The sequence below is a fragment of the Bacillus sp. PK6-013 genome (assembly GCF_054161445.1).
Genome location: NZ_CP096417.1, coordinates 2,354,478 through 2,379,427, shown reverse-complemented (window position 1 = coordinate 2,379,427; position 24,950 = coordinate 2,354,478). Strand labels below are relative to the sequence as shown.

28 protein-coding genes are annotated in these 24,950 nt (G+C 40.0%); 27 read left to right on the top strand and 1 reads right to left on the bottom strand.

The genetic code is table 11. The features are described 5' to 3' along the window. Positions 1-56 precede the first annotated feature (56 nt). The 6 genes from M1E03_RS11965 to M1E03_RS11940 all read left to right on the top strand — a co-directional run bounded on the left by M1E03_RS11965 (position 57) and on the right by M1E03_RS11940 (position 4,932). Positions 57-512, top strand: a complete 456-nt coding sequence (locus tag M1E03_RS11965; RefSeq protein ID WP_026579689.1) for a DUF4274 domain-containing protein — start codon at positions 57-59, stop codon at positions 510-512. Between the two features lie 192 nt (positions 513-704). Next, positions 705-1,091 carry an immunity 22 family protein gene (locus M1E03_RS11960; RefSeq protein ID WP_026579688.1) on the top strand — a complete coding sequence of 129 codons (387 nt, stop codon included), beginning with the start codon at positions 705-707 and terminating at the stop codon, positions 1,089-1,091. Beyond that, on the top strand, positions 1,091-1,510 hold the full coding sequence (locus tag M1E03_RS11955; protein WP_025811516.1) for an SMI1/KNR4 family protein: 420 nt from the start codon (positions 1,091-1,093) through the stop codon (positions 1,508-1,510). The genes M1E03_RS11960 and M1E03_RS11955 overlap by 1 nt, the downstream gene beginning before the upstream one ends. A 205-nt stretch (positions 1,511-1,715) precedes the next feature. After that, positions 1,716-2,969 (top strand): MFS transporter, encoded by a 1,254-nt coding sequence (locus tag M1E03_RS11950; protein WP_025811518.1) that lies wholly within the window; start codon positions 1,716-1,718, stop codon positions 2,967-2,969. A gap of 59 nt (positions 2,970-3,028) precedes the next feature. Continuing rightward, positions 3,029-4,162: a Rap family tetratricopeptide repeat protein gene (locus tag M1E03_RS11945; protein ID WP_025811520.1), complete on the top strand. Its 1,134-nt coding sequence runs from the start codon at positions 3,029-3,031 to the stop codon at positions 4,160-4,162. A gap of 518 nt (positions 4,163-4,680) precedes the next feature. Further along, positions 4,681-4,932: a LacI family transcriptional regulator gene (locus tag M1E03_RS11940; RefSeq protein ID WP_458110460.1), complete on the top strand. Its 252-nt coding sequence runs from the start codon at positions 4,681-4,683 to the stop codon at positions 4,930-4,932. Between the two features lie 570 nt (positions 4,933-5,502). Here the strand turns inward: M1E03_RS11940 and M1E03_RS11935 are convergent. After that, complete coding sequence (locus tag M1E03_RS11935; RefSeq protein ID WP_458110459.1) at positions 5,503-6,447, bottom strand: urea transporter; 945 nt, start codon at positions 6,445-6,447, stop codon at positions 5,503-5,505. Positions 6,448-6,687: 240 nt separating this feature from the next. Here M1E03_RS11935 and M1E03_RS11930 point away from each other — a divergent pair, with 240 nt between their 5' ends. From M1E03_RS11930 to M1E03_RS11830, 21 genes are all read left to right on the top strand, one after another. After that, positions 6,688-6,990, top strand: coding sequence for an urease subunit gamma (locus M1E03_RS11930; protein WP_020451534.1), 303 nt, complete (start codon positions 6,688-6,690; stop codon positions 6,988-6,990). A gap of 21 nt (positions 6,991-7,011) precedes the next feature. Next, the gene (gene ureB / locus M1E03_RS11925) at positions 7,012-7,338 is read left to right on the top strand and encodes an urease subunit beta (RefSeq protein ID WP_020451535.1); all 327 of its coding nucleotides are present in this window, start codon (positions 7,012-7,014) and stop codon (positions 7,336-7,338) included. Beyond that, positions 7,335-9,047 (top strand): urease subunit alpha, encoded by a 1,713-nt coding sequence (ureC, locus tag M1E03_RS11920; RefSeq protein WP_075213267.1) that lies wholly within the window; start codon positions 7,335-7,337, stop codon positions 9,045-9,047. Before ureB ends, ureC begins: the two co-directional genes overlap by 4 nt. 10 nt (positions 9,048-9,057) lie before the next feature. Beyond that, positions 9,058-9,513 carry an urease accessory protein UreE gene (gene ureE / locus M1E03_RS11915; protein ID WP_026579681.1) on the top strand — a complete coding sequence of 152 codons (456 nt, stop codon included), beginning with the start codon at positions 9,058-9,060 and terminating at the stop codon, positions 9,511-9,513. Next, positions 9,506-10,189 (top strand): urease accessory protein UreF, encoded by a 684-nt coding sequence (locus M1E03_RS11910; RefSeq protein WP_026579680.1) that lies wholly within the window; start codon positions 9,506-9,508, stop codon positions 10,187-10,189. The genes ureE and M1E03_RS11910 overlap by 8 nt, the downstream gene beginning before the upstream one ends. Before the next feature lie 20 nt (positions 10,190-10,209). Beyond that, entirely contained in the window at positions 10,210-10,821 is a 612-nt protein-coding gene (gene ureG, locus M1E03_RS11905) for an urease accessory protein UreG (protein ID WP_020451539.1), read from the top strand. 1 nt (position 10,822) lies between these two features. Beyond that, complete coding sequence (locus M1E03_RS11900) at positions 10,823-11,647, top strand: urease accessory protein UreD (protein WP_105980968.1); 825 nt, start codon at positions 10,823-10,825, stop codon at positions 11,645-11,647. A 65-nt stretch (positions 11,648-11,712) separates the two neighbouring features. Then, positions 11,713-12,405, top strand: coding sequence for a HoxN/HupN/NixA family nickel/cobalt transporter (locus M1E03_RS11895; RefSeq protein WP_130569533.1), 693 nt, complete (start codon positions 11,713-11,715; stop codon positions 12,403-12,405). Between the two features lie 35 nt (positions 12,406-12,440). Next, a complete protein-coding gene (locus tag M1E03_RS11890) occupies positions 12,441-13,043 on the top strand; it encodes a PadR family transcriptional regulator (RefSeq protein ID WP_101560868.1) in 603 nt (200 codons plus the stop codon). Positions 13,044-13,492: 449 nt separating this feature from the next. Continuing rightward, positions 13,493-13,825 carry a hypothetical protein gene (locus M1E03_RS11885; RefSeq protein WP_023857630.1) on the top strand — a complete coding sequence of 111 codons (333 nt, stop codon included), beginning with the start codon at positions 13,493-13,495 and terminating at the stop codon, positions 13,823-13,825. 86 nt (positions 13,826-13,911) lie between these two features. Then, positions 13,912-14,610: a hypothetical protein gene (locus M1E03_RS11880; RefSeq protein ID WP_023857629.1), complete on the top strand. Its 699-nt coding sequence runs from the start codon at positions 13,912-13,914 to the stop codon at positions 14,608-14,610. A gap of 474 nt (positions 14,611-15,084) precedes the next feature. Further along, a complete protein-coding gene (locus tag M1E03_RS11875) occupies positions 15,085-15,240 on the top strand; it encodes a hypothetical protein (protein WP_023857627.1) in 156 nt (51 codons plus the stop codon). A 35-nt stretch (positions 15,241-15,275) separates the two neighbouring features. Continuing rightward, positions 15,276-15,653 (top strand): hypothetical protein, encoded by a 378-nt coding sequence (locus M1E03_RS11870; protein WP_103750441.1) that lies wholly within the window; start codon positions 15,276-15,278, stop codon positions 15,651-15,653. Between the two features lie 556 nt (positions 15,654-16,209). Further along, complete coding sequence (gene spoVK / locus M1E03_RS11865) at positions 16,210-17,175, top strand: stage V sporulation protein K (protein ID WP_003182136.1); 966 nt, start codon at positions 16,210-16,212, stop codon at positions 17,173-17,175. A 121-nt stretch (positions 17,176-17,296) separates the two neighbouring features. Next, positions 17,297-18,541 (top strand): GTPase HflX, encoded by a 1,245-nt coding sequence (hflX, locus tag M1E03_RS11860; protein WP_458110803.1) that lies wholly within the window; start codon positions 17,297-17,299, stop codon positions 18,539-18,541. A gap of 18 nt (positions 18,542-18,559) precedes the next feature. Beyond that, entirely contained in the window at positions 18,560-19,825 is a 1,266-nt protein-coding gene (locus tag M1E03_RS11855) for a methionine gamma-lyase family protein (protein ID WP_101560874.1), read from the top strand. Between the two features lie 102 nt (positions 19,826-19,927). Beyond that, positions 19,928-20,335, top strand: coding sequence for a MerR family transcriptional regulator (locus M1E03_RS11850; protein WP_003182143.1), 408 nt, complete (start codon positions 19,928-19,930; stop codon positions 20,333-20,335). A gap of 56 nt (positions 20,336-20,391) precedes the next feature. Continuing rightward, the gene (gene glnA, locus M1E03_RS11845) at positions 20,392-21,726 is read left to right on the top strand and encodes a type I glutamate--ammonia ligase (RefSeq protein WP_020451550.1); all 1,335 of its coding nucleotides are present in this window, start codon (positions 20,392-20,394) and stop codon (positions 21,724-21,726) included. Between the two features lie 683 nt (positions 21,727-22,409). Beyond that, the gene (locus tag M1E03_RS11840; RefSeq protein ID WP_035338636.1) at positions 22,410-23,039 is read left to right on the top strand and encodes a hypothetical protein; all 630 of its coding nucleotides are present in this window, start codon (positions 22,410-22,412) and stop codon (positions 23,037-23,039) included. Between the two features lie 446 nt (positions 23,040-23,485). Further along, a complete protein-coding gene (locus M1E03_RS11835; protein WP_188016677.1) occupies positions 23,486-24,178 on the top strand; it encodes a peptidoglycan recognition protein family protein in 693 nt (230 codons plus the stop codon). Between the two features lie 157 nt (positions 24,179-24,335). Then, complete coding sequence (locus tag M1E03_RS11830; RefSeq protein ID WP_020451551.1) at positions 24,336-24,923, top strand: hypothetical protein; 588 nt, start codon at positions 24,336-24,338, stop codon at positions 24,921-24,923. Positions 24,924-24,950: the final 27 nt, after the last annotated feature.

The window sequence follows — 24,950 nt, the reverse complement described above, 5'->3', positions numbered from 1 at the left end:
AAGCTTAAACAATTGGTCTAATATTTAAAGTGTTTTTGTTAGGAGGTAAAACAGTATTGGATAAGAAAGATATTAAGTTCCTCGAGGAGCTGCTTTATAATACAGATAAAGACGATCTAGTAAGAGTGATGAGAAATATTGAAAACCCTGTTATTCTTCACGTTTTTGCAGCGAATTATAATTGGAATAGTGGTTTTGAAGTTCCAAAAGCAATTCTAGAGAATGAAAATTGCGATTATGGTACGGGGTTATTAATGTTCCATTATGCAGACGGTTATCGTATGCTCGAAAGCCCAGACGATGTTTCAGCATCTGCTTTAGAAGAATGGAAGGATTTTTTAATTCAAACATATCAAAAGCTTATAAATTTGCAGTTTAATTCTCAAAATATTTCATTCGATCCTGAAATAACAAGGGTTCATAGGTTTAAGTTGAAAAAAAATAACCCGCATATTCCCGATGCTTTACTTGATAAGTCACCAGGGGTTTTGATTGAACTTCCAAAAATTTGATGCGTTTTTCACCTTGAACGGCAGTGCCTTTCAAGGTTTTTGAACAAATTGGAGAAACCCAGCAAGGAATAGGGCGGAATTATAGGCGTTTTGGGAAGAAGCCGGGTGAGATGTTTTAAATATGGCTACCGGAATGGTTGCTACGTCTGTCGTCGGCACTAAAGGCGCAGCTATAGAAGAGGAGGTAGCTTTATGCAAAAAGAAGAGTTTGTATCACTTTGGGTAGGCAGTATCAGTTCTCCAGAAGAATTAGAAAAGATTCTTAAAACTTCTTATACTGAAGATGGTGATTTTATTCCTTCAATATTTGCTCATAGCTTTAATATAGAAAGGTATGACGAGTCTGTTCGTGAAGCAGATTTTTATGAAGAGTCTAGTAACTCAGTAAGTCGATTATTAGAAGACTTCTCTTACGATCATACGATTATCCCCGAATTTATTTCAGTATGTGGAGAGCACCTGACAAAAAATTATAATGCGGTGGTACTCTTATATAATTTCGACTATAAAGGTGTCAAAAAGAAGGTATCTATTGGTGGCGGTGAATTTAAATTTTTAGGTTCAGTTAAATATATGTAATGAATACTCAAATTTCAATGATGATAAATGAATATATAGAAAAAGATGATTTTTTCGGAGCAGTACCCGATGAAGATATTTCGAGGGCTGAAGAGAAATTAGGATGCAAATTTCCAAGGCAATATAAAGAGTTTGTTAAAGCATATGGCTCAGGAGGAATATGTGGAGTTGAGGTCTTAGGAGTAGAGGGAAATGGATATGCTTCAGTAGTTGATGCTACAGAAAGATTTAGAAAATTTGGTTTACCTGAGGAATACTTAGTTATTGAAAATGTGGACGAGTTTGTTTATTGTCTCAATACTGGAGAAAATCATTGTGTAATAAGGTGGGATGACATAAGCAAAAAGGAGATTGAAAGATATTCTAGCTTTGATGATTATTTACAAGACAGTTTTCAAGAAGCAATAGATAACTGGTAAGGAAAAGCCAAGATTTAAAACTCCACCTCTAAAAAGGGCGGGGTTTTTGTTTTAGAAGGGAGACGATTAATTGTGAAAGCCCTTTTTACCTTAATGTTTCTTAAATTATTCCTCTCCTACATTGACCAAGAAACCAAATATAGGATATGCTTTGGTGAGAGACCTGTAAAAATGAGGGATTTTTGTAAGGGGGATTTTTTGAGGAATGAATAGTGGCTCCACTGTGTGGCAAAGAAATTTTTCCTTTCTGTTTGTCTCTAAAATGGTGAAAATAACCGCAGACAGCTTTGCTTTTACTTCTATTTTGTGGTTTCTCATTTTAGATGGAAAAGGGGCTGTCGGAACAGGTATGCTAATAGCTGTCACCCTTCTTCCCCAAGCTTTAATAGGACCGTTGATTTCACCTTTTATGAAACCAAAAACTCTTAAGTTCTGGATGTTCTCCGCAGATATAACAAGGGCTTCATTGATGCTGATCATTCCAATTTTTTATTTTAGTGGATTTTCACCATTATGGTTCATTATTTCACTAATGCTGATACATTCGGCAACTGGGGCTTCTTATGATCCTGCATCCATTTCCATGATTCCGCAAATTGTTAAGAATGAACTTATTCAAAAAGCTAATGCCACCATAGAATCTTCAGCCCAAATTGTAAAATTGGTCTCGTTAATGGTTTGCGGTATATTGATTGCTGTAATAGGCGCTGCTTATACAATGCTTATTATATTTCCATTTTACATCGCTTCAGCCTGTTTAGTTCTGTGTATAAAATTTAGCTCGAAAGAAGAAGGGGCTCAGGAACAGAAACCAAAAGGCGCATATTTTAAAAAGCTAAAAAGAGGTTTTGTACTTGTTCGAAATCATCATATTTTGCTTCCGCTAGCCGTATACTGCATTTTGTTGAATATCGGTTCAGCTCCTTGGGAGGCGCTTTCAGCGATCTATCTGTCAGAAGATTTAGGCGGCGGTTCGGTCATTCATTCTTTCATAAGAGTAGCAACAGCTACCGGAGCCTTTTTAATGGGGTTTATCTTAACTAAAGTAAGAGTGAACCGATATGGACTATTGTTTGTCTCCGCTGGAATTATAGAAGGAATTGCACTTTTCATAACAGGAATGAATTCAGTTTTATTACTACTTCTTCTCGCAGCATTTGTTTTGGGGGCTACCATTAGTGCCATAAACGTACCTGAACACACCATTATTCAAACCTCAGTTGCAGATGAAGATCAGCCGCAGGTATTTGCTGTTATTAGAATGATCTCTCATGTGATGGTACCATTAGGGGCTTTAATTAGCGGCTATGCAGCCGCTGCCTTTGGTGCAGGAAAAGTTATCGCTTTCGGCGGACTGATTGAAATTCTAGCTGGAATTGCGATATTAACTCTTACGAAACTAAGTAAAACCAATCGTTCAGACATGATAAGGGATAAAGAAGAAAGTTTAAAAATGTAAGAAAATTCACACGTTTAAATGCCGAATATTTCAAAATGATTAAGAAAGGGGTTTTTATTTTGGTATATAAAAGCGTAATACCTTATGACCTAGTGGCAACGAAAATGAATTATTGGTATGTAGCTCTTAAAAATGACTGGGTTGATGAAGCTGAAAAAATGAAATCTGAGGTTAAACAAGAGATCGCTATAATGGAAGAAAATCAGGATGTCCTTATATATTTTTCATTGCTTGAATTCCGTCATAAGCTGATGTTGGATTACATTTGTCCAGAAGCAGCAAAAGATATACAGGTTCATTATGAAGAGTTAAGGGAAAAGACTAAAGGTGGGAGAAATTTGAATGGTATGCTCGAATATTATTACTATTTCTTCACAGCAATGTATCATTTTAGACAGAAAGAACTTCTTCATGCTTTAGCTTACTACCAAAATGCCGAAAATCAATTGAATTCATTTGAAAGCGATGATGTTGAAAAGGCAGAATTTTATTTCAAATTGTCAGAAATTTATTACTATATGAAACAAACATATTTTTCAATGTATTATGCTAATCATGCATATAAGATTTATTTAAAACAGCCAACATATGGACAGCGTAGAGTACAATGCCAATTTTTAATGACTGGTAACTGGCTGGATAAAATGAATCCTGAAAAAGCCCTGGAGCATACCAGCAAAGCACTGTCAGATGCAAAGGAATTACAAGTTGATTATTTAATTGGTTCTTCACACTTGAATATTGGAATATGTTATAATCAACTTGAAGAACTTTACAAAGCAGAAAATCATTTTCAAATGGCTGCTGAACTTTATAAAAATGAAAAGCACAGCTTTTTGCCAAAAGCCCTCTTTAATATTTCGCACGTTAAAGCGAAACAAGAGAAATGGATTGAAGCAGAAGATCGGTACTTTGAGGGTATGGAATGGGCTCAAAAATTTGAGGACCAAGAATTCCTTACAAAGCTGAAAATGATTTACGGGTTGTATTTATCATTTGACCTTGACACAGTTCGAGAATCCTTTGAGTTCTTCAGTGAAAAAGGTATGTATGCAGACATAGAAGAGTATGGAGTCATCACGGCAGAACTTCTACAAGGAAAAGAAATGCTACATGATTCACTTGAGTTTTACCGCAGAGTAGTTGAGGCAAGAAGACAAATACAAAGGAGTGGGACAGTACATGAAAGCTAAGTTGCTAATTTGCTCTATTCTGTTATTAGGTGCAGTTGGTTTATTGGGCACTTCTTACGATCAATCAACAAATACAGCATATCATGTTGCTGACAGGGTAGCAATTTAACTCTGAGACTGCTAAATTAATATATAGAACCTTTAAAAGAGACCAGTTCGTGAAACTCACTGTGAGTTTATGGGCTGGTCTTTTTCATTTCTGAAATATCGATTAGTTTTCCGGATTTCACCAATATATTCAAGCCAGTAAAGAAGCGGCTCTCAAATATACTCCCAACACCAGAATTGCCTCTAGAAAAAATGGAAGGATTGATGCTGAGGAATGCAATTAAAGTAAATCCTAAGTGAAAAGTGATTAAAGTTATGGCTAATCAATTGTAAAAATGTGTATTATTTTTGAATTATTTTTCAATTCTACACCATTTGACAATTTTTTCATCCTTTTGGTGTTAAGCTCAAGGTGTCTATTAAATGGACAAGCATTTAATAGTTAAACAAAACGAAAAGGGGATGTGTTTATGTTTAAAAACAAACTCAAAAAAGTAGCGGGAGCGGTTGCAGTTGCTGGGGCTCTGTTGGTATCCGGATTACCTGTAAGTGCTGCGCCGGATTTAACTCCGATTCGAGACAAGTATCCAGACGCCTATCAATTCCAATGGAATGGCAACAATACTGTAACTGTTTTCTTTAGAGACAGCCAAGGTAAATCTTATCATGAAACATATACATGTGTTACGGTTATACAAGGAACTTGCTACGTGTATAAGTAAACCGTAAGACAAAATTCTGTCTCAATCGTTTGTATTCTTATTCTTTCTGAGACAGAATTTTTTTCATTAACCAAATCAGTTACTTTCACCTCTCTGTGTCCAAATCCTCTTTATTTATGCCCCTCTCGTTGATCAATGAAAACAAAGCTGGAACAGTTTTCATCGGCACCATCAGAATATGCTTGCGCCAATATGAGTTTTTCACAGTTTACAGGGGAGAGCTGAACAGCGGCCGCAGCACACCTTCAGACTGACTGGCCTAAGGGTCTTATCTAGCGAATAATGTCGGAGACGCTCTCATAGCATCATTATTGAAAAATAAGTCTGTTTCATGTGGTAATCGATTGATTCCAGATATTTCTGAAGTGAGAGTGTCAATGAAATGGAACATTCCTATCAAAGTCCCGGCATTCCTGTAAGTTTTTAGCTCACCATCGTTTTTCACAAGTTATCATTCATTAATGTCTAAACGCGAGTAGATTCGTATAGTAAGACATCATGGGTTTCTTCCATGACTTTTATTTCTTGCGTAACCACTAAGCGGCTGATTTACATCATCAATAGGCAAAGCTATAAGTTTGGCAGAACCTTTCTTGCACCTAAAAACAGCCATGAACAAAGAACAAACGGCATTGTTAGCGCGGGGAGTCCATATGGCAAAAGATATGTGCTGAGTCCCGCTGTTATAGGCACCGTCAGACAAGCTGAAATGATCCCTGACAAAAATGAAAACCGGTTATGTTCACTTTTAAAAATGGCAGATACGGCCAGGATTGTTAAAATTGCATTATACCCGTAAAGACCCAATGTGATGAGAGAACGCTCTCCTCCTAAAAGGAATGCAATGATGATGGCAACTGCATTTCCGGTAACTGCATAAAGTCCTAGTTTTCTTCCTGCCCAAAATACGGCGAGAAAAATTAAAATCCCGGATACTGTGTTATTCAGAAAAAATACTTGTCCAATTCCATGAAAGACCCCGTCTATTAAATTGACTTCCCCTGCTGTCTTTAGTTCCCAGTGTGTTAAATCCTGAGGTATCAGGGCAGAGCTTAATTTAATCCCATTTAATTTGTATGAAGCCAGCAATATAAACCACGTCAGGATAACAAAGGGGAATGTAAGAATTGGAACTTCGGTTCTTTTCGTAAAATGCATCATGGCGGCTGTAAAAATGGCTGCTAAGGCTGATCCAATTAAAGCGACAAGCCACATGTAAGGGCCAGTTAAGAATGATGCCAATGCCATTCCTGTTAACACAGAATTATATCCTAATAGTCCCTCATTTATAATCTTTTCATCTGCCGCTCCCAATTTCCCTACTAAAGTACCGATAACAGCGGACAACAAAGCGATTATACCTAAATAATAGGAAAAAATAGTAATGGCTATAAGGATTAGAAAGCCGGTCATCACATTCTCAATCAGGATGACTTGAGAGATGCCTTTGAGAGAAGCTGTTATTAAACGGAAAAACACCCCCTCGCTTAATAAATGATGTTTGTTTTTTCGCATAATGAATATTCTCCTTTCTTTTCAAGGTTATATATCTTCAGTGTATCATATATAAATTTTTGAATATATAAATTGACATATATGTAAAAAATGATATACATTTAAAACAGAAGCAGGGGAATCAAATATATTTTCAGTTTTTTAGTTTTTGCGCTTTCAGCTCAGAATGTTAATGAACTGGCTCCCCCTTATATGAATGCTCACCGTTTGGTCGTAATAAAAATACAGGGAGGTTTTGTGATGCAACTATTACCGCGTGAAGTAGACAAGCTTATGATTGTTGTCGCAGCAGATCTTGCGAAGCGACGTAAAGAACGGGGGTTAAAATTGAATCACCCGGAAGCAGTAGCCCTTATAACGTATGAAGTGTTGGAAGGAGCACGGGATGGAAAAACAGTTGCGGAGTTGATGGAATATGGAACAACCATATTGTCGCGGGAAGATGTAATGGAAGGCATTCCGGAAATGATTGATGATATCCAGGTAGAAGCTACATTTCCAGACGGCACAAAGCTTGTAACTGTACATAGTCCAATTAAATAAAATGGATAGGAGGCTATTGAAATGGAACCGGGGCAACTATTTTTAAAAGAAACGGATATCATTTGTAATGTCGGAAGAGCGGCGTCCAAATTGAATGTAACGAATACAGGTGACCGCCCAGTTCAAGTAGGTTCACATTTTCATTTTTATGAAGCGAATGAAGCGCTTCAATTCAAACGAGAAGAAGCATTTGGAAAGCGACTAAACATTCCGGCAGGAGCAGCTGTGCGTTTTGAGCCCGGTGATGAAAAAGAAGTGGAATTAGTGCCTTACGCCGGCGAACGCCGGGTATACGGATTTAATAATAAAGTGGACGGATCATTGGAAAAAGAGGGGAACCAATCATGAGTTTCAAGATGCCAAGAAAGCAATACGCTGAAATGTACGGCCCGACTACAGGGGACTCTATTCGTCTGGCAGATACAGATTTGCTCATCGAAATTGAGAAAGACTACACGACATATGGAGATGAAGTGGTATTCGGCGGCGGTAAAGTTATTCGTGATGGAATGGGACAACACCCTTTAGTTACACGTGGAGAGGGAATAGCAGATGTTGTCATTACGAATGCTGTTGTCTTAGATTACACTGGTATTTATAAAGCGGACATTGGAATTCGTGATGGCAAAATCGCTGGAATCGGGAAAGCAGGTAATCCGCTAATCATGGACAATGTGGATATTGTGATTGGCTCTGGTACAGAAGTTATTGCTGCTGAAGGTATGATTGTAACTGCGGGCGGAATTGACACTCACGTCCATTTTATTAATCCGGAGCAAATCAGAACAGCATTAGCTTCAGGTCTTACTACCCTAATTGGAGGAGGAACAGGCCCTGCTGCAGGTTCAAAGGCTACCACGGTTACACCGGGCGAGTGGCATATGCACCGAATGCTTGAAGCGGCAGAGGGCATGCCGATTAATGTTGGGTTTACAGGAAAAGGACAAGCCGCTTCAGAAGCTCCGCTGGTAGAGCAAATACGCGCCGGCGCCATTGGACTGAAAGTTCATGAGGACTGGGGCGCTACAGCTTCAGCTATCGATCATGCGCTAAGTGTGGCTGACAAATATGATGTTCAGGTTGCCCTTCACGCGGATACATTAAATGAAGGCGGATTTATGGAAAATACAATGGCAGCTATTAAAAATCGCGTCATTCATATGTACCATACAGAGGGTGCAGGGGGAGGACATGCTCCTGACTTAATTAAATCGGCCAGCTTTAACAATGTTCTGCCGTCATCTACGAACCCGACATTACCTTATACAGTCAATACGGTAGATGAGCACTTAGATATGTTAATGGTCTGTCACCACTTGAATCCATCTATTCCGGAAGATTTGGCGTTTGCTGACTCACGTATCAGACGCGAAACGATTGCAGCTGAGGATATTCTCCAGGATATGGGTGTATTCAGTATGACTAGTTCGGATGCCCAAGCGATGGGACGGATTGGAGAAGTCATTTTACGTACATGGCAAGTAGCCGATAAGATGAAAAAACAAAGAGGAACAATGGCGGGCGACAGCGAGCTTTCGGACAACAACCGCGTAAAACGTTATATTGCCAAATATACAATTAATCCTGCCATTACTCATGGTATTTCCGAATATGTCGGTTCTATCGAGAGAGGGAAAATGGCCGATCTCGTTGTCTGGAATCCAGCATTTTTCGGTGTGAAGCCTGAAATGGTGATGAAAAGCGGCTTTGTTGCAGAGAGCTTAATGGGAGATGCTAACGCCTCTATCCCGACACCGCAGCCTGTTATTTACCGTCCGATGTATGGGCAGTTTGGCAAGGCGTTGTCCAGCACTTCCATTACGTTTATTTCCCAGGCAGCTTTCGATGACAAAGTGCATGAGAAGCTTGGGTTGCAAAAAATCATTCTTCCGGTTCGCGGCATTCGCAAACTAACGAAAAAAGATATGAAGCTGAATTGCGAAACTCCTGAAATAACGGTCGATCCACAAACATATGAAGTAAAAGTAAATGGCCAATTAATTACATGTGACCCTGTTGATAAGGTGCCAATGGGTCAACGATATTTCCTATTCTGAGGTGAGAGTCATGATCATTGAACAAATCGTAACAAATCTTGAAAACATGGAAAAAGAGGAAATTGAAAAACGCCATATTGAAAAAGTTTACCTTGAAAGTGCTTATTTAGTAAAACGAATCCAACGGGTGAAAACAGATCATGGCAACGAAATTGGAATACGCTTAAAAGAAGCGCGTGACCTTGTCGCTGGTGATGTTTTGTATATGGACGATAAAAATATGGTCGTCATCGATGTACTGTCCGATGATTTATTAGTTATCAAACCGCGCACCTTGAATGAAATGGGAACGATCGCTCATCAATTAGGAAATCGCCACCTGCCGGCGCAGTTTGAAGAGGACGAAATGCTTGTTCAATATGATTATCTTGTAGAAGAGTTACTTCAAGACCTGCAAATTCCATATAAACGTGAAGACCGAAAAGTAAAACAGGCTTTCCGCCATATCGGTCATAGCCATGATTAATATTTTATCTTTACTCCAACTATGTGATTCAAATTTCCCTATAGGGGCTTTTAGTCATTCGTATGGTCTTGAGACCTATATTCAAGAAGATAAAGTCCATGATCAAGCAACGTTCGTACAATGGCTTCATACGTATGTAAACGAGCAGCTCATCTATTCAGATGGGTTGGCTTCCCGTCTTGTATATGAAGCTTTAGAGAACGAAGATTTACAAACAGTATGGAAATTAGATCGCATGTTGACTGTTCAAAGTTTGCCGCGTGAAACAAGAGAAGGAACCCAAAGGATGGGCGAGCGGATGTTAAATCTTATTGAATCCCTATATGATATACCCATTCTTTCAACATATCGGGAGCGTATAGATCAAAAGCAATCGTTTGGACATCCCTCCATTGTATTTACGATTGTAGGTCATCATCTTGGTGTCCCTTCATCAACGACTACACTGTACTATTTGTATTCAGCAGTCTCAAATCTTGTTCAAAATGCGGTACGGGCTGTCCCTCTAGGGCAAGTGGCAGGTCAAAAGACAATTCAAGAATTTCAGACTGTTTTAATCGAAGCAACAGAAAAAATTCAAAGTTTAAATGAAGAAGAATTCGGGATTGTTTCTCCCGGTTTAGAATTATCTCAAATGATGCACGAGCGTGTAAATATTCGTATTTTCATGTCTTAATAAAAAAGGAAGTGTTAGGTATGAAACCAATTAGGATCGGTGTAGGAGGACCTGTAGGAGCAGGGAAAACGATGTTAGTCGAAAAATTAACCCGGCATTTGCAAGATGAAATGAGTATGGCAGTTGTGACAAACGACATTTATACAAAAGAAGATGCCAAGTTTTTAATGAACAACGGGGTGCTTCCCGCAGATCGGATTATAGGTGTGGAAACAGGCGGCTGCCCTCATACGGCAATACGCGAAGACGCATCAATGAACTTTGCAGCCATTGATGAGCTAGTGAAGAAGAATCCAGACGTTGAACTTATTTTCGTTGAAAGCGGCGGAGATAATCTGGCAGCTACATTCAGCCCTGAACTTGTTGACTTTTCAATCTATATTATTGATGTGGCCCAAGGGGAGAAAATACCGCGAAAAGGCGGTCAAGGAATGATTAAATCTGATTTGTTTATCATCAATAAAACAGATTTAGCGCCTTTCGTTGGAGCAAATCTGGACGTTATGGCATCTGATACGAAGGTTTTCCGCGGAGACAAGCCGTTCGCTTTTACAAATTTAAAAACGAATGAAGGTCTTGATCAAGTCATTGATTGGATTAAGGAAAATGCACTATTAAAAGGACTGGAGTAAGATGGGGGACTGGACAGGCGTTTTGCGTTTGAGCGCTGAAGAAAAAAATGGAAAGACCATTGCGAAAAATGTGTATTTTCAGGGGGCGTATAAAGTCATGCGTCCTATTTATCATGATGAATCAGGACAAGCCTGTTATTATATTTTAAACCCCGGCGGCGGTTATTTAGACGGTGATCGCTATCAAATGAAGATTTCACTGGAGAAACAAGCAAGATTAACATTAACAACCCAATCGGCAACTAAAATATATAAGACACCGCATACACATGCATATCAGGAAACGGAATTTAACCTTAAGGAAGGCAGTTATCTTGAGTACATTCCCGATCCGCTTATCGGCTATCAAAATGCACGGTATAAACAAAAAAATATAGTATATATTGAAAAAGGATGTACGTTCCTTTATTCAGATATTGTGACTCCTGGATGGTCTCCTAGTGGAGAAAAGTTTACCTATGAGATGCTTCAATTCATTAATGAAATCTATATGGAAAATGAGCTGGCAGTCTATGACCATATCAAACTATGCCCGGCCAAACAAAATATAGATGGTCTGGGTTTAATGGAAGGCTATTCTCACTTAGGTTCCATGATTGTGATCAATGAACAAGTAGATCATGACCTTCTTGATCGTTTATATCAGGCCGTGGATACTCAGACAAAAGAATATAAAATAGGCATATCTTTATTGCCTGTCCCTGGGTTTTCCGTACGGGTATTAGCAAATCAAACACAGATCATCGAAAGTCTGTTTTCCGAATTTCATCATCTCCTCAACCAAGTATGGTTTAACAAAACCCCAAGTTTTTTAAGAAAATATTAACGGTTAAAAAACCAGCAACTGTTCAATTGTTGGTTTTTTTCAGATTCAAGAAGGGGCTGTATTTTGTGGAAGGTACATTATTCTCGGTTTTAATGCTGGCATTAATTTTAGGAATCAAGCATGCGATTGAACCTGACCATGTGATTGCGGTATCGACAATTGCAAGTCAAAGTAAAAAGTTATGGCAAGCTTCTTTAGCGGGCATATTTTGGGGCATTGGCCATACTGTAACATTGTTTATAGTTGGAATCATTGTCATTGTAATGAAGGGGCAAATATCAGAAAAATGGTCGATGTCCTTAGAATTTTTAGTAGGAGTCATGCTTGTTTATTTAGGGATTAAAACGATTCTTTCTTTCAAGAATAGCCCTGTACATACGCATCAACACAAATATCTCCACACCCATCAAAGCAGCGGCGACCATAAGCGCCGCAATAAAAACGTAACGTACTTAAGATCAACATTCATCGGTTTAGTTCATGGTCTTGCAGGAAGTGGAGCCATGGTCTTATTAACGATAAGTACTGTCAAGAGTGTAGAGGAAGCGGCAATATATATTCTTATATTCGGGGCAGGAACAGTTATTGGTATGCTTTTCTTTACAACAATCATTGGAATTCCCTTTGTGCTGAGTAAGAAGCGAGGGGCAATCAGCGGAACACTAGGGATGACGACGGGTGTAATAAGTGCTGTTTTTGGTGTATACTATATGTATAACTTGGGTATTAATGAGGGTTTATTTAACCTTTGGATTTAAAAATAGTATAAAGTAACCGCCATTTAAAGATTGAGGTGAATGATATAAATACTTTAGGGTATGCCATTCTGAGCGTTCTCGGCAGAAGACCTTGTTCAGGATATGAGTTAGTCCAGTACCTGGAGGTAGTGTGGCCGGCAAAACATAGTCAAATATATCCTTTGCTAAATAAAATGGAACAAGAAGAATTTCTTGAATACGAGCATGTAGAGCAAATAGGGAAACCTGATAAAAAAATATACTCCATTACTGAAAAGGGAAAAGAAGCGTTAGAAGATTGGATCGCTGTATCTCCTTCAGATCCAATAAATAGGGACGAATTTCTTATTAAAGTATATTCGATTTGGTTGTTGAAAGAGGAAGATTCCGTAAAATTGATTCAGGATCGAATCAAAAATTTAGAAAAAACAATTGATACCCAATTGAACAAAATGGCGGAGCTAGAAAACAAGGAATCGGATAGCATGTCTAAAAACTTTGGCCGTTATATCTTGATTGATCGCAAATTCAGACTGGCTAAAGAAGAAAAAACATGGTGTCAAAAGGTTTTAAATCTAATAAAAGATAAGAAATTTAATTTTCCCTTTCTGTGTTATGTCAGTGTAGAAGGGATAAATGGAGCGTCACTGCTTATCTAGACAGAAAACGAATGTCACGTACATAAAATAAGGCGCTTCAATATAACACAGTGAGAACGCCGCATGTTCACGCCCGCGTTCAAAACTAACGAATGGTGCAGAAAAACGAAACGTGCCATTTTTGTTAAACAAGCGAGGGAACTGCCGGACTGCCCCACAAGATGAGACAAATAAAAAACACCTTCGAGTTTGAAATCGGATCAATCTTATCCGAAATATGACTTGGAGGTGTTTTTAAATGAGAATCGGGTTACATGGTTTGGTGATGGAAACGTGACTGAAGGAGAACTGAAGATGGTTGGTGAAAAAACATTTGCTGTTCATTTTGATGATGGAAGCTATCATTAGGACTCAATAAAGAAAATTTAAAATAAGAAAGAAGAGCACAGAATGCAATCACGGGAAAAAAAAGACAACATCAATATATAGATAATCCAATAATCAAATTCGTGGATAAATTAATAGAACTCATAAAAAAAGCGTTTTATGAAATTGCTGGCGTTCTTCTAGCTTTAGCAGTTATAGCAGTCCTTTTCTTACCTGGATCTGGGGGATACAAAGCTGGAGATGAAACTGAGATTCTCAGGAATATTCATGGTGCTAAGTCTATCGAGATGTTAGAGAAGAACTACGGCAGTATATCTGAATTAAGAAGTGATGGAGTAAATACAATTGATATACCAAGGTATAAAAGAACAAAAATTATTAAAACCATGGATGATCGTGATCTGGCATTAATAGAAGTTTTAAGCGGATCTTATAGGAGCACTCACTGGTGGTAAAAAAATTATCCATTGAAAGAAAGCGTGCCGATCATAGATATTAGAATAAAATTACGAATTTATCCTGAGCAAAGAGAGGTGTAAAAATGGTAAATGTCTTAACTAATATCTTAAAAAATGACAGATTGGATGTATATCCGTTATTTAAAAAGTTTTGTTCCCTTAAAGAAAAAGGGTTGCGTAAGGAATCCTTTAAATCATTATCTTCCTTTATTGATGAAGCAAAGATGTGGGATGATAATGCACAACAGAATTTTGCTTGTTGGCTGTTTGCTTTATTTGAAACATCAGAAGATATTCACCATGTACTCGTTCATCCATTGGAAAAGGAACTTTTAAAGCCTTTACTTGAGAGATGGATGAAGAGTAATCCCGAAGATCCAAGACCATATAGGTGGTATGGCGTGTTTTTAAATACTGAAAAACGTGTCGATTACTTACACAATGCACTTAGACTTGGTGGCAGCAATGAACAATTATCCTTATTAACGCTAATCGATATTAATTTGAACGCCCTTTGGTATTCATTCCATCATATATCCGAAGATTTATATCTTGGCGATATTAAAGAAGATACAGCACTTCTTGCTAAGTCCCGGGAGTTAAACAACAAGGTAGAGTGTCAACAAACAAGAAAAAACAATAACGAAGCACTTAACTATTATCAAGATCTATTGAATGACTGGGTGATGTTTACAAAAGAACAATCAAAGGGATTTGTTGAATGGTGTGAACATAAGGGGAGAAACTATTATTGGGTCAAAGCTTATTATTACGAAAAATAACAATATGAAAAAGGACACAGCTAAGGAAATGAAATGCTGCAACAAGTATCCATTGACTGCACATTTTTTAATTAATTGCAAGCTTTAATTTTAAATAAACGAACTGAATAGGGTCTAAAACATTTTAAGGAGGATTATACGTGATTTGGTGGGCTAAACAAGGATGGCAGCTAATCTTAGGGTTTATTGTTGTTGCTGCGCTTTTTAGTTGTCTAGAGATTCCGATTCTCCATTAAATCACCTTCAGATATAAGTTTCGACTTTACGATGATTTAATCTTTTTGGTGCGATGAGCGCAGGGATAGGAATCATATTATTTGTTTCTCAGTTTGGCCAATAATTCTTTCCTTTGTTGTATAATGGAACCAAAACACAGGTTTCGTATGTCTTACGTTTTAGTTTCTTAAGTGCCCATTGTTTAGACGACTCGAAAATAGGTTCATACTTTGGTTTTGGCGAAAGGGGAGCCTAATAATGAAAATGGATGAGAAGAGGAAAGAGCTTCAAGAAAAATATAGGGAGGAAATGAAAAAGAAGAAAAATCACAGAACCTATACTATCGAAACAATTATTGTAATAGCAATTGTTCTGTTGTTTATTGCTTTAAATTTAATAATTGATGAATTTTAGCTCTAATAATCATTTTACGTAGAGAGGGGTTAATTTTGGTACTCAAAGAAAGAGGGCAAATAGATCAAGAATTTGGTGCTGAAGAAATCGCTGATTATTTAAGATTAAGAGGCTTTAAGCCGAAAGTAGATGTAATGCATTTTGGAGACCATTCCGGGGGAAGCATTACCTTTTGGTACAGACTCAGAAGATATTATATAGCTCTTGTTCAGTTCGATAAACCAGGAGATAAAGATCCATTAAGCAGCAAAAATGGCTTTACTCAATTAGGAATGGATTCTAAAGGACGAGCAGAAGAGATAATGATGCATTTGGTAGCATATTTTAATGGATGGTATCGTACAAATAAGGAGCCATTCCCAGAGGAAGAAGAATGGCTTAACTTATATCTTGAATACAATGAATGCGAATAAAAACCATCGTTTTATCTAGATATTAGAAAGCTTAAAGATATAATGAAAGTAAATACTCAAATCTCAATAATTAATTGTTTTATTAGATTTAAAACTAATAATAATAAACAATTGTCATCCTGTTGCTAATCTGTAGTAAAAGTAATTGATCTTGATTTAATATGCGTTAATTGCCATGCATTTCATCACTTAGGATTTACTCAATCAAAAGCTAACAAAGAGAAGATGAAAGAACTGAGCCGAGCAACAGCCGCAGCACATCTTCAGACGGATTGGCTCCATTTCCCAAAGGTCCTCATCATTCATCATTTTCTACCGATCTAACATGTCAACCCGTTAAGCATTTACCAAAAAGGCAAATAGAAATAAAAAATTGGTTTGTCCGCACAGCCTACCTGAATACAATAAGAAATAAAGTATTTCTCGGGAAAGCGCAGGTTTCAACAAGACCTGCCCCGTCCTTCTCAAAAAACATCGGAATGCGCAGTCATGTGGGCGTCTGTCACGGCTTAAGCGCGCCATGAATAGGATATAAAGAGAGAATGGTGAGGTGAGTGTGTTGGAAAGGGCTGTTACTTATAAAAACAACGGACAAATCAATATCATACTGAACGGTCAAAAGCAGGTTTTGGCCAATTCAGAGGCTGAAGCCGAATATCAGGCCGCACTGCAAAAAAATGAAGCCAAACACAGCATTCTGAAGGAAATTGAAAGGGAAATGAACACCCTGGTCGGGATGGAGGAAATGAAGCGCAATATTAAGGAAATCTACGCCTGGATTTTCGTCAATAAAAAGCGTGAAGAACAAGGCCTTAAAGCCGGAAAACAGGCGCTACACATGATGTTCAAAGGAAACCCGGGAACCGGAAAAACGACCGTCGCCAGGCTGATCGGCAGACTTTTTTACGAAATGAATGTTCTCTCAAAAGGCCATCTGATCGAGGCGGAGCGCGCCGATCTTGTCGGTGAGTACATCGGTCATACGGCGCAAAAAACGAGGGATTTAATCAAAAAAGCGATGGGCGGAATCCTGTTCATCGATGAAGCCTATTCCCTTGCCAGAGGCGGAGAGAAAGACTTCGGCAAGGAGGCAATCGATACATTAGTCAAACATATGGAAGATAAGCGGAACGAATTTATTTTAATCCTCGCTGGATATTCGCGGGAAATGGATCATTTTCTTTCATTAAATCCAGGCCTTCAGTCAAGGTTTCCGATCAGCATCGATTTTCCCGATTACTCGGTCAGCCAGCTGATGGACATTGCGAAACGGATGATGGCGGAAAGGGAATATCAGTTCAGCCCTGAGGCCGAATGGAAGTTGAAAGATCATCTGATGGCCGTCAAAAGCACGGTCAGCCCCGCGAAGTTCAGCAACGGCCGCTTCGTCCGCAACCTGATCGAAAAATCCATCCGGTCGCAGGCGATGAGACTACTGATGGGAGACTGCTATTTAAAGAATGATCTGATAACCATTAAAAGCCAGGATCTCGACTTGAAGGAAGACGCGCCGCACGTATAATGGCGCGTTCTTTTTTTATTTTCGAGGATTTCTGGCAACCGCTCCCTCCGTTTGTTATGATAGTACTGCTTATTGACTAACGTTAAGAAAGGAACATGATCATTTGAACGGACAGGACGTCATGAAAGAGAAAGCCATATTAGTCGGATGCCAGCTTCCGCACGTATCTGATGAGCGTTTTTCATACTCGATGGAAGAGCTCGCCGCGCTGACGAAAACGGCCGATGGAACGGTTGTTTCCACGGTCACGCAGAAGCGGAACCGTGTGGATGCTGCTACATATATCGGAAAAGGAAAAGTAGATGAATTGTCGGTGCTCTGTGAAGAGCTGTCGCCCGATGTTTTAATTTTTAATGATGAATTGTCGCCGAGTCAGCTGAAAGCGCTTGTCACAACGCTTGACGTGAAAATTATCGATAGGACGCAGTTGATCCTCGATATTTTCGCCAAACGCGCGCGGACAAGGGAAGGAAAGCTGCAAATTGAGCTGGCGCAGCTGCAATACGCCCTCCCGCGGTTAAGCGGCCAGGGAATCAACCTGTCAAGGCAAGGCGGCGGAATCGGAACAAGAGGCCCAGGGGAGACAAAGCTGGAAACCGACCGGCGCCATATCCGAAACCGGATTCATGAAATCAATGTTCAGCTGTCTACCGTCATTCGCCACAGAAGCAGATACAGAGAAAGAAGAAAGAAAAACGGCGTACTGCAAATCGCGCTCGTCGGCTACACCAATGCAGGGAAATCGACATGGTTTAACAGGCTTACAGACGCCGACAGCTATGAAGAAAACCTGCTGTTTGCCACACTTGACCCGATGACCCGCAAAATGACGCTGCCGAGCGGATACAGCGTGCTGCTCTCAGATACGGTCGGGTTTATTCAGGATCTGCCGACGACTTTGATCGCGGCTTTCAGATCGACGCTCGAAGAGGTGAAAGAAGCCGATCTGATTCTTCATATGATCGATTCTTCACACGAAGACTACGAGGGCCACGAAGCGACGGTCAAGCGCCTTCTTGAAGAACTTGAAGCCGATGATATTCCCGTTTTAACCGTCTATAATAAAAGAGACCGGAAGCGGCCGGATTTCATCCCTTCTTCAGGGAGAGGTCATATCATGACGAGCGCCAAAATAAACGGAGACTTGCCGCTGTTTAAGCAGGCGGTTGAAGACTATCTGAAAAAGGAACTGCTCGTTCCGTATGATGTGAGAATTCCCGCTTCAGAAGGAAGGCTGTTGTCGAGAATCAAGTCTGAGACAATGACGAACAGCACCATTTTTGACGAAGATCGCGAAGCATATGACGTGGAAGGATATATTCTCCCTGACCAAAACATTTTGGGAGAGCTGAAGAAGTATATGTAGGAAAGGACACTGCAGAACATGTTTGAGACATTAAAACACGGAGATCTACTAAAGAAAACGGCGGTAGAGGCTGAAACCGATATCGCTCAAATCCATAAAACAATTGATGAAATCAGTGAACGAAATGAGTGGAGGGTGCTTGAAAGCTACAGAAAGCACAAAGTATCGGATACGCATTTCACACCATCGACTGGCTACGGCTACGATGACATCGGCCGCGATACGCTGGAAAAAGTCTATGCCGACGTCTTCGGCGGTGAAGCGGCCCTTGTCAGACCGCAGATCATCTCGGGAACCCATGCGATATCAATTGCTTTATTCGGCGTTCTCCGCCCGGGAGATGAACTTCTTTACATCACAGGCAAACCGTACGATACCCTCGAAGAGATCGTCGGCGTCAGAGGTGAGGAAAACTCGGGGTCTTTGAAAGATTTCCAGATCGGATACAGCCATGTCGAGCTGACTGAAGAAGGAGCCGTTGATTTTGACCGCGTGGCAGCTTCCGTCACACCGCAGACAAAAGTTGTCGGAATCCAGCGCTCAAAAGGATACGCAGACCGTCCGTCTTTTACAATTGATGAGATTGAGAAGATGATTCGCTTTGTTAAAGAAGTAAACGAAAACATCATCGTTTTCGTCGACAACTGCTACGGCGAATTTGTAGAAGAGCGTGAGCCGTGCCATGTTGGAGCGGATCTGATGGCAGGCTCGCTGATTAAAAACCCGGGAGGCGGCCTCGCTAAAACAGGCGGCTATATCACCGGCAAGGAAAAATGGGTGAAAGCCTGCTCCTACAGAATGACGTCACCTGGAATCGGAAGTGAAGCCGGTGCGTCGTTGTACACCCTTCAGGAAATGTACCAGGGCTTTTTCCTTGCGCCGCATGTCGTCTCCCAGGCATTAAAAGGAGCCGTGTTCACAGCCCGCTTTCTTGAAAAGCTCGGCTTTAGGACGAATCCTTCGTGGGACAGCAAGCGGACCGATTTGATCCAGTCTGTCGAATTTTCCACCCCGGAGCAGATGATCGCGTTTTGTCAGGCCATTCAGTACGCTTCTCCTGTCAACGCCCATGTGACACCATATCCGAGCTATATGCCGGGCTATGAAGACGATGTCATTATGGCGGCCGGCACTTTTGTACAGGGAGCAAGCATTGAACTATCAGCGGATGGCCCTATAAGACCGCCTTATGTGGCATATGTCCAAGGCGGATTAACCTATTCCCATGTGAAGAATGCGATATGCAGTGCTGTGGATGCGCTCATGAAGCAGGGATTAATGTAAAGAAAATAAAGAATATTTTCATGTAAAGAATCCTTACATCATGTTGACACATTATATAACATCACATATAATAAATTTATATAAGAAAAGGAGGAAATTGAGATGAGTGATAAAATTCGCCGCTCAATGCCCTTATTTCCGATAGGTATCGTCATGCAGCTGACCGAACTGTCCGCAAGACAAATTCGGTATTATGAGGAAAATGGACTGGTATTTCCTGCAAGAAGTGAAGGGAACAGACGTTTATTTTCATTCCATGATGTAGATAAGCTGCTCGAAATTAAAGATTTGATCGAACAAGGTGTAAACATGGCGGGGATCAAACAAATTTTCGCCAAAACAGAAAACGAACAAAAAGAAGACAAACAAGACAAGCCGAAAAAAGCAGAGAAACACAACTTGTCGGATGAAGAACTGAGAAAACTGCTGAAAAACGAGCTTATCCAAGCAGGCCGTTTCCAAAGAGGGACGACATTCCGCCAGGGAGACATGTCCAGGTTTTTTCATTAATTTGTTAGCAACTGCATTGCTATATACATTTACCTTTTAGAGGAGGAGTTTTACGAATGGCAAAGTATACAAGAGACGATATTGTTAAACTAGTAAATGAGGAGAATGTAAAATATATTCGCCTTCAGTTTACAGACATTCTTGGAACGATTAAAAACGTTGAAATTCCTGTGAGCCAGCTGGAAAAAGCACTTGATAATAAGGTTATGTTCGACGGCTCTTCAATCGAAGGATTCGTCCGCATTGAAGAATCCGATATGTACTTGTACCCTGATTTAGATACATTTGTGATTTTCCCGTGGACCGCCGAAAAAGGTAAAGTAGCCCGCTTCATCTGCGATATTTATAATCCGGACGGCACGCCGTTTCAAGGCGATCCGCGCAACAACTTGAAGCGCATTTTGAAAGAAATGGAAGACATGGGCTTCTCAGATTTCAATCTTGGACCGGAGCCGGAATTCTTCCTGTTCAAGCTTGACGAAAAAGGCGAGCCTACCCTTGAACTGAACGACAAAGGCGGATACTTCGACCTTGCGCCGACTGACCTTGGCGAAAACTGCCGCCGCGACATCGTACTTGAGCTCGAAGAAATGGGTTTTGAAATCGAAGCGTCTCACCACGAAGTTGCACCTGGACAGCACGAGATCGACTTCAAATACGCTGGAGCCATCCGCGCTTGCGATGATATCCAAACGTTCAAGCTCGTCGTTAAAACAATCGCGCGCAAACATGGCCTGCACGCAACATTCATGCCAAAACCGTTGTTCGGCGTAAACGGATCGGGCATGCACTGCAATCTATCACTCTTCCGAAACGGAGCCAACGCTTTCTTTGACAAAGACACTGACCTTCAGCTGAGTGAAACGGCAAAGCAATTCATCGCCGGCATCGTCAAGCACGCAACAAGCTTTACAGCTGTGACAAACCCGACTGTCAACTCTTACAAGCGCCTAGTTCCAGGCTATGAAGCACCTTGCTATGTGGCATGGAGCGCGCAAAACAGAAGCCCATTGATCCGTATCCCGGCTTCCCGCGGCATCAGCACGCGCGTAGAAGTCAGAAGCGTAGACCCTTCTGCGAACCCGTACCTTGCTTTGAGCGTACTTCTTGCAGCAGGACTTGACGGCATCAAAAACAAGCTCGAAGCACCGGCTCCGATCGACCGCAACATCTATGTGATGACAAAAGAAGAGCGCCTCGAAAACGGAATCGTCGACCTTCCTGCGACACTCGCAGACGCTCTCGAAGAATTCAAATCAAACGAAGTCATGGTCAAAGCCCTCGGCGACCATCTATTCGAACACTTCGTCGAAGCAAAAGAAATCGAATGGGATATGTTCCGCACACAAGTCCATCCTTGGGAGCGCGAGCAGTATATGTCTCAGTATTAATCTAGGAATCCCTTGGCACCAGTGGTGTCAGGGGGTTTTTTGTTTTTGTGGGTATTTTTAATATTTTAAGAGGGAACATTAATCACCCACAAATCACCCACAAAAAATCAATAAAAAAATTACTCCATTATCGTGGAGATATACTCTTCATATCTATTCATTGAATCCATATCAATCTTTTTGCTGACATGAGAATAAATATCGGATGTTACTTGAATACTTTTGTGGCCGAGGCGCTCCTGAACACGGCTGGAGAGATCTGAACAGCTCTGTTTCGAATTTTGAGGATGAAGAAACGGACAAGCTTCTCTTTAGAAATCTATGAAAGGGCTATGTTGTATTTTAAGGGGAAGAAAGGATGACGATTATTCACTAACACTATTCGGATACTGAAATGAAAAGTATCCTCGACAGCATGATCATTATTGTAGATATGAGGAAGCAAAAGGAATCAGCATTTTAAAGAACTCAGGGTCAAAGAAATTAATATGGAACTCAGCTTCAAAAAGGACACCTATTATGAAATAAAACAGCGTACAATATATCGTATAGCAACAGCACTCGGAATAACCTGAGTGCTTTTTTGCAGTTAGCATTTGTGCGGGTGAAAATTCCTGTTTTATCGTTAGGTGGTATATTTTTCAATATGACTATGTTAATCTCGTTAAAGGAGGGATAATAATTTGAAAACAAAAATAGTAAGCTTGCTACTTGTATTAAGTTTAGTCTGCGGATTTGCACTTCCATCTTATGCTAAGACATCGATGAATGAAAAGGCAAAAACTAATGCTTCTGGAATTAATGTTATAAGCCAGTCTGAAGATGAAGCATCTTATACACTTGAATACGGTGGAAAACAGTATCTTATTGATCAAAAAACATTAGATAAAGGAACCTCTAAAGAGGCAATCAAAGTTGATCAATATTTGTTAACTGATGGACATAAAACACTAGTTGATTCTGCTACAGTCAGTCTTTCTAAGGAATCAAGCAAGATGTCAATTCAAGCAAAATGTAGAGGGAAACAAGGTGCTTCAGTAGAATATCCTTTAGTCAAGATGCATTTGAATTCATGTACAATTAAAAAATTCTTGAATATTGTTGAGGATGCTGACGGTATTGCAGGGGCTATCGCTGGGATAACAGCATTGGTAAAGAAAGTACCTGGGATTTCAGTATATGCTGGAGCAATTGCAGGGGCAATGTTTGCTGGTAAGTATGTTATAAAAAAAATATCTGATAATGGAAAGTACGGAATTTCTTATAATTGGGTACCTGGTACCATTTTTATTTTTCCTTGGAGAAATGGTTAATAATTGAGGTGATAATGTCAAATGAATCGTATATTGGTCTCAATAGCTATTATTATATTTTTAATTGAATATATTGTAGCCCCACTTACAGATATAGATACCGGAAAATACGGCACGTTTATAGGCTTAATATTATTGAGTATTGCGGTTCTAAGATTATCTGATAATGAAAAATCATAAATTTTTGCAGAGAGCAGATTTCAATCTGCTCTCTTTTTGTTTATTTTGTTAGAATGAAAACGACAATTAAGCGACAAAAAGAAGCATAATTGATTATTCCTGAAAATGAAGTCGCTTATCACATCCATGATCAAACCGCTGCTATGTCAGTTTTTTTTGAGCCGAACGCCAATACAAAGTCAAACAGCGTTGAAATGTGTGTCGAAAAAGACGGCAGGATTCACAGTGAAAACGGTTCAGAATGCTGTTGAATTGGTCGCCGATCTGTGCAAGCGTTACGCCTTTCTACAGAAAAAATCGTTCGCTATTATGATGTGACAAACAAAAACTGTCCGGCGCTGTGGGTGAGTGATTCAAGTCAGTTGGTGACTTTCAAAAAAGTTGATGCCCTACTTGGAAATAAAACTGTCTCAAAGACAACATCATCCACGAGCCAGTCAAGCAAATCCACAGGGACCATTCTGAAAAAAGGGGCGACCAGTTCCCAGGTCAAGGCGCTGCAGAAACGTTTGATTGCCGCAGGCTTCTCACTGCCGAAGTATGGGGACGATGGCTCGTATGGCAATGAGACGGTGCAGGCTGTTAAAGCCCTGCAAAAGAAAGCGGGTATCGCGGTGGATGGAATTTACGTACTGGCGACAGAAAAGGCGCTTGCAGCTATTGAAGCGAAAAAGAAAAAGCCTTTCTCGAACGGCAAAAAATCATCCTACCCGCTGCCGTCTGGCATCTATAAAGTAAAAAGCCCGTTGATGAAGGGAACGGCCGTCCGCCAGATTCAGAAGGCCTTAGCTACCCTCTATTTCTATCCGGAGAAGGGCGCGAAAAATAACGGTATAGATGGTTATTACGGGCCGAAAACGGCAAACGCGGTCAAACGGTTCCAGCTGATGTACGGGCTGTCTGCGGATGGTATTTACGGGCCAAAAACGAAAGCAAAACTTGAATCATTATTGCAGTGAAGACAAGGTCTTCTATCTCGAGAACCTTCTTATACTAATCTTTTATCAGATAGAAAATTAAAAGTTCGTAAAATTTTCAAAAGGAGCTTTTCCATATAGTTGGTTTATATGTTAATATATTACTTGTAAATATAAACTATAGGAGGTTGTTTTTGGTATGAAAAGTATGAAGGCTAGGGTGTTAATGGTTTTTTCAGTATTTGCACTCCTAACCACAGTAGTATTGACTACGCCAGCGGCTACGGTACAGGCAAAAAATGCAACAGAAAGTTTGATCAATCATCAAGAAGTTAGCGATGTTGTGCAAAATGTTGATGAAAAAGTCATGGAAAAAGCGAAAAAGTTTGTAAAAGAAGCATTGAAAACCAATGATGATTTTACATATTCTGTAGACCGTCAAAAAGCACTCCAAATTGGTTTTTCTGTAGATCAAGTAACAAATATGGCGATGTTTTATGAAAACTTGCCAACAGAACAAGTGAAATTTTTAGAGGAAGGGAAACAGGTTGCGGTAAAAGGCGATAATCAAATCAAGCCTATGTTTGTGCCTGCGTTACCATGGGTTGTATATATTTCGTTGCAAGAGTTAATTGCAATTTTAACAGCTGTGGGATTAGCTGGTGTTGCTCAAAAGTTCTTAAAAGACATTTACACACATGGGATTAAAGAAGCATGCAAAAAGTTTTCAAAAAAACATAAGAAGATTAAAGCCTTCTGTGAAAATAATGGATATCCAACAAAATAAAAATAACTCCTGGATTAGTTCCAGGAG

What these genes read in the sequence shown, in the direction of transcription:
- M1E03_RS11960 (WP_026579688.1), top strand. Translation starts at nt 705, where the DNA reads ATGCAAAAAGAAGAGTTTGTATCACTTTGGGTAGGCAGTATCAGTTCT.
- M1E03_RS11955 (WP_025811516.1), top strand. Translation starts at nt 1,091, where the DNA reads ATGAATACTCAAATTTCAATGATGATAAATGAATATATAGAAAAAGAT.
- M1E03_RS11950 (WP_025811518.1), top strand. Translation starts at nt 1,716, where the DNA reads ATGAATAGTGGCTCCACTGTGTGGCAAAGAAATTTTTCCTTTCTGTTT.
- M1E03_RS11940 (WP_458110460.1), top strand. Translation starts at nt 4,681, where the DNA reads ATGTTTAAAAACAAACTCAAAAAAGTAGCGGGAGCGGTTGCAGTTGCT.
- M1E03_RS11935 (WP_458110459.1), bottom strand. Translation starts at nt 6,447, where the DNA reads ATGCGAAAAAACAAACATCATTTATTAAGCGAGGGGGTGTTTTTCCGT.
- M1E03_RS11930 (WP_020451534.1), top strand. Translation starts at nt 6,688, where the DNA reads ATGCAACTATTACCGCGTGAAGTAGACAAGCTTATGATTGTTGTCGCA.
- ureB (WP_020451535.1), top strand. Translation starts at nt 7,012, where the DNA reads ATGGAACCGGGGCAACTATTTTTAAAAGAAACGGATATCATTTGTAAT.
- ureC (WP_075213267.1), top strand. Translation starts at nt 7,335, where the DNA reads ATGAGTTTCAAGATGCCAAGAAAGCAATACGCTGAAATGTACGGCCCG.
- ureE (WP_026579681.1), top strand. Translation starts at nt 9,058, where the DNA reads ATGATCATTGAACAAATCGTAACAAATCTTGAAAACATGGAAAAAGAG.
- M1E03_RS11910 (WP_026579680.1), top strand. Translation starts at nt 9,506, where the DNA reads ATGATTAATATTTTATCTTTACTCCAACTATGTGATTCAAATTTCCCT.
- ureG (WP_020451539.1), top strand. Translation starts at nt 10,210, where the DNA reads ATGAAACCAATTAGGATCGGTGTAGGAGGACCTGTAGGAGCAGGGAAA.
- M1E03_RS11900 (WP_105980968.1), top strand. Translation starts at nt 10,823, where the DNA reads ATGGGGGACTGGACAGGCGTTTTGCGTTTGAGCGCTGAAGAAAAAAAT.
- M1E03_RS11880 (WP_023857629.1), top strand. Translation starts at nt 13,912, where the DNA reads ATGGTAAATGTCTTAACTAATATCTTAAAAAATGACAGATTGGATGTA.
- M1E03_RS11875 (WP_023857627.1), top strand. Translation starts at nt 15,085, where the DNA reads ATGAAAATGGATGAGAAGAGGAAAGAGCTTCAAGAAAAATATAGGGAG.
- hflX (WP_458110803.1), top strand. Translation starts at nt 17,297, where the DNA reads ATGAAAGAGAAAGCCATATTAGTCGGATGCCAGCTTCCGCACGTATCT.
- M1E03_RS11855 (WP_101560874.1), top strand. Translation starts at nt 18,560, where the DNA reads ATGTTTGAGACATTAAAACACGGAGATCTACTAAAGAAAACGGCGGTA.
- M1E03_RS11850 (WP_003182143.1), top strand. Translation starts at nt 19,928, where the DNA reads ATGAGTGATAAAATTCGCCGCTCAATGCCCTTATTTCCGATAGGTATC.
- glnA (WP_020451550.1), top strand. Translation starts at nt 20,392, where the DNA reads ATGGCAAAGTATACAAGAGACGATATTGTTAAACTAGTAAATGAGGAG.
- M1E03_RS11830 (WP_020451551.1), top strand. Translation starts at nt 24,336, where the DNA reads ATGAAAAGTATGAAGGCTAGGGTGTTAATGGTTTTTTCAGTATTTGCA.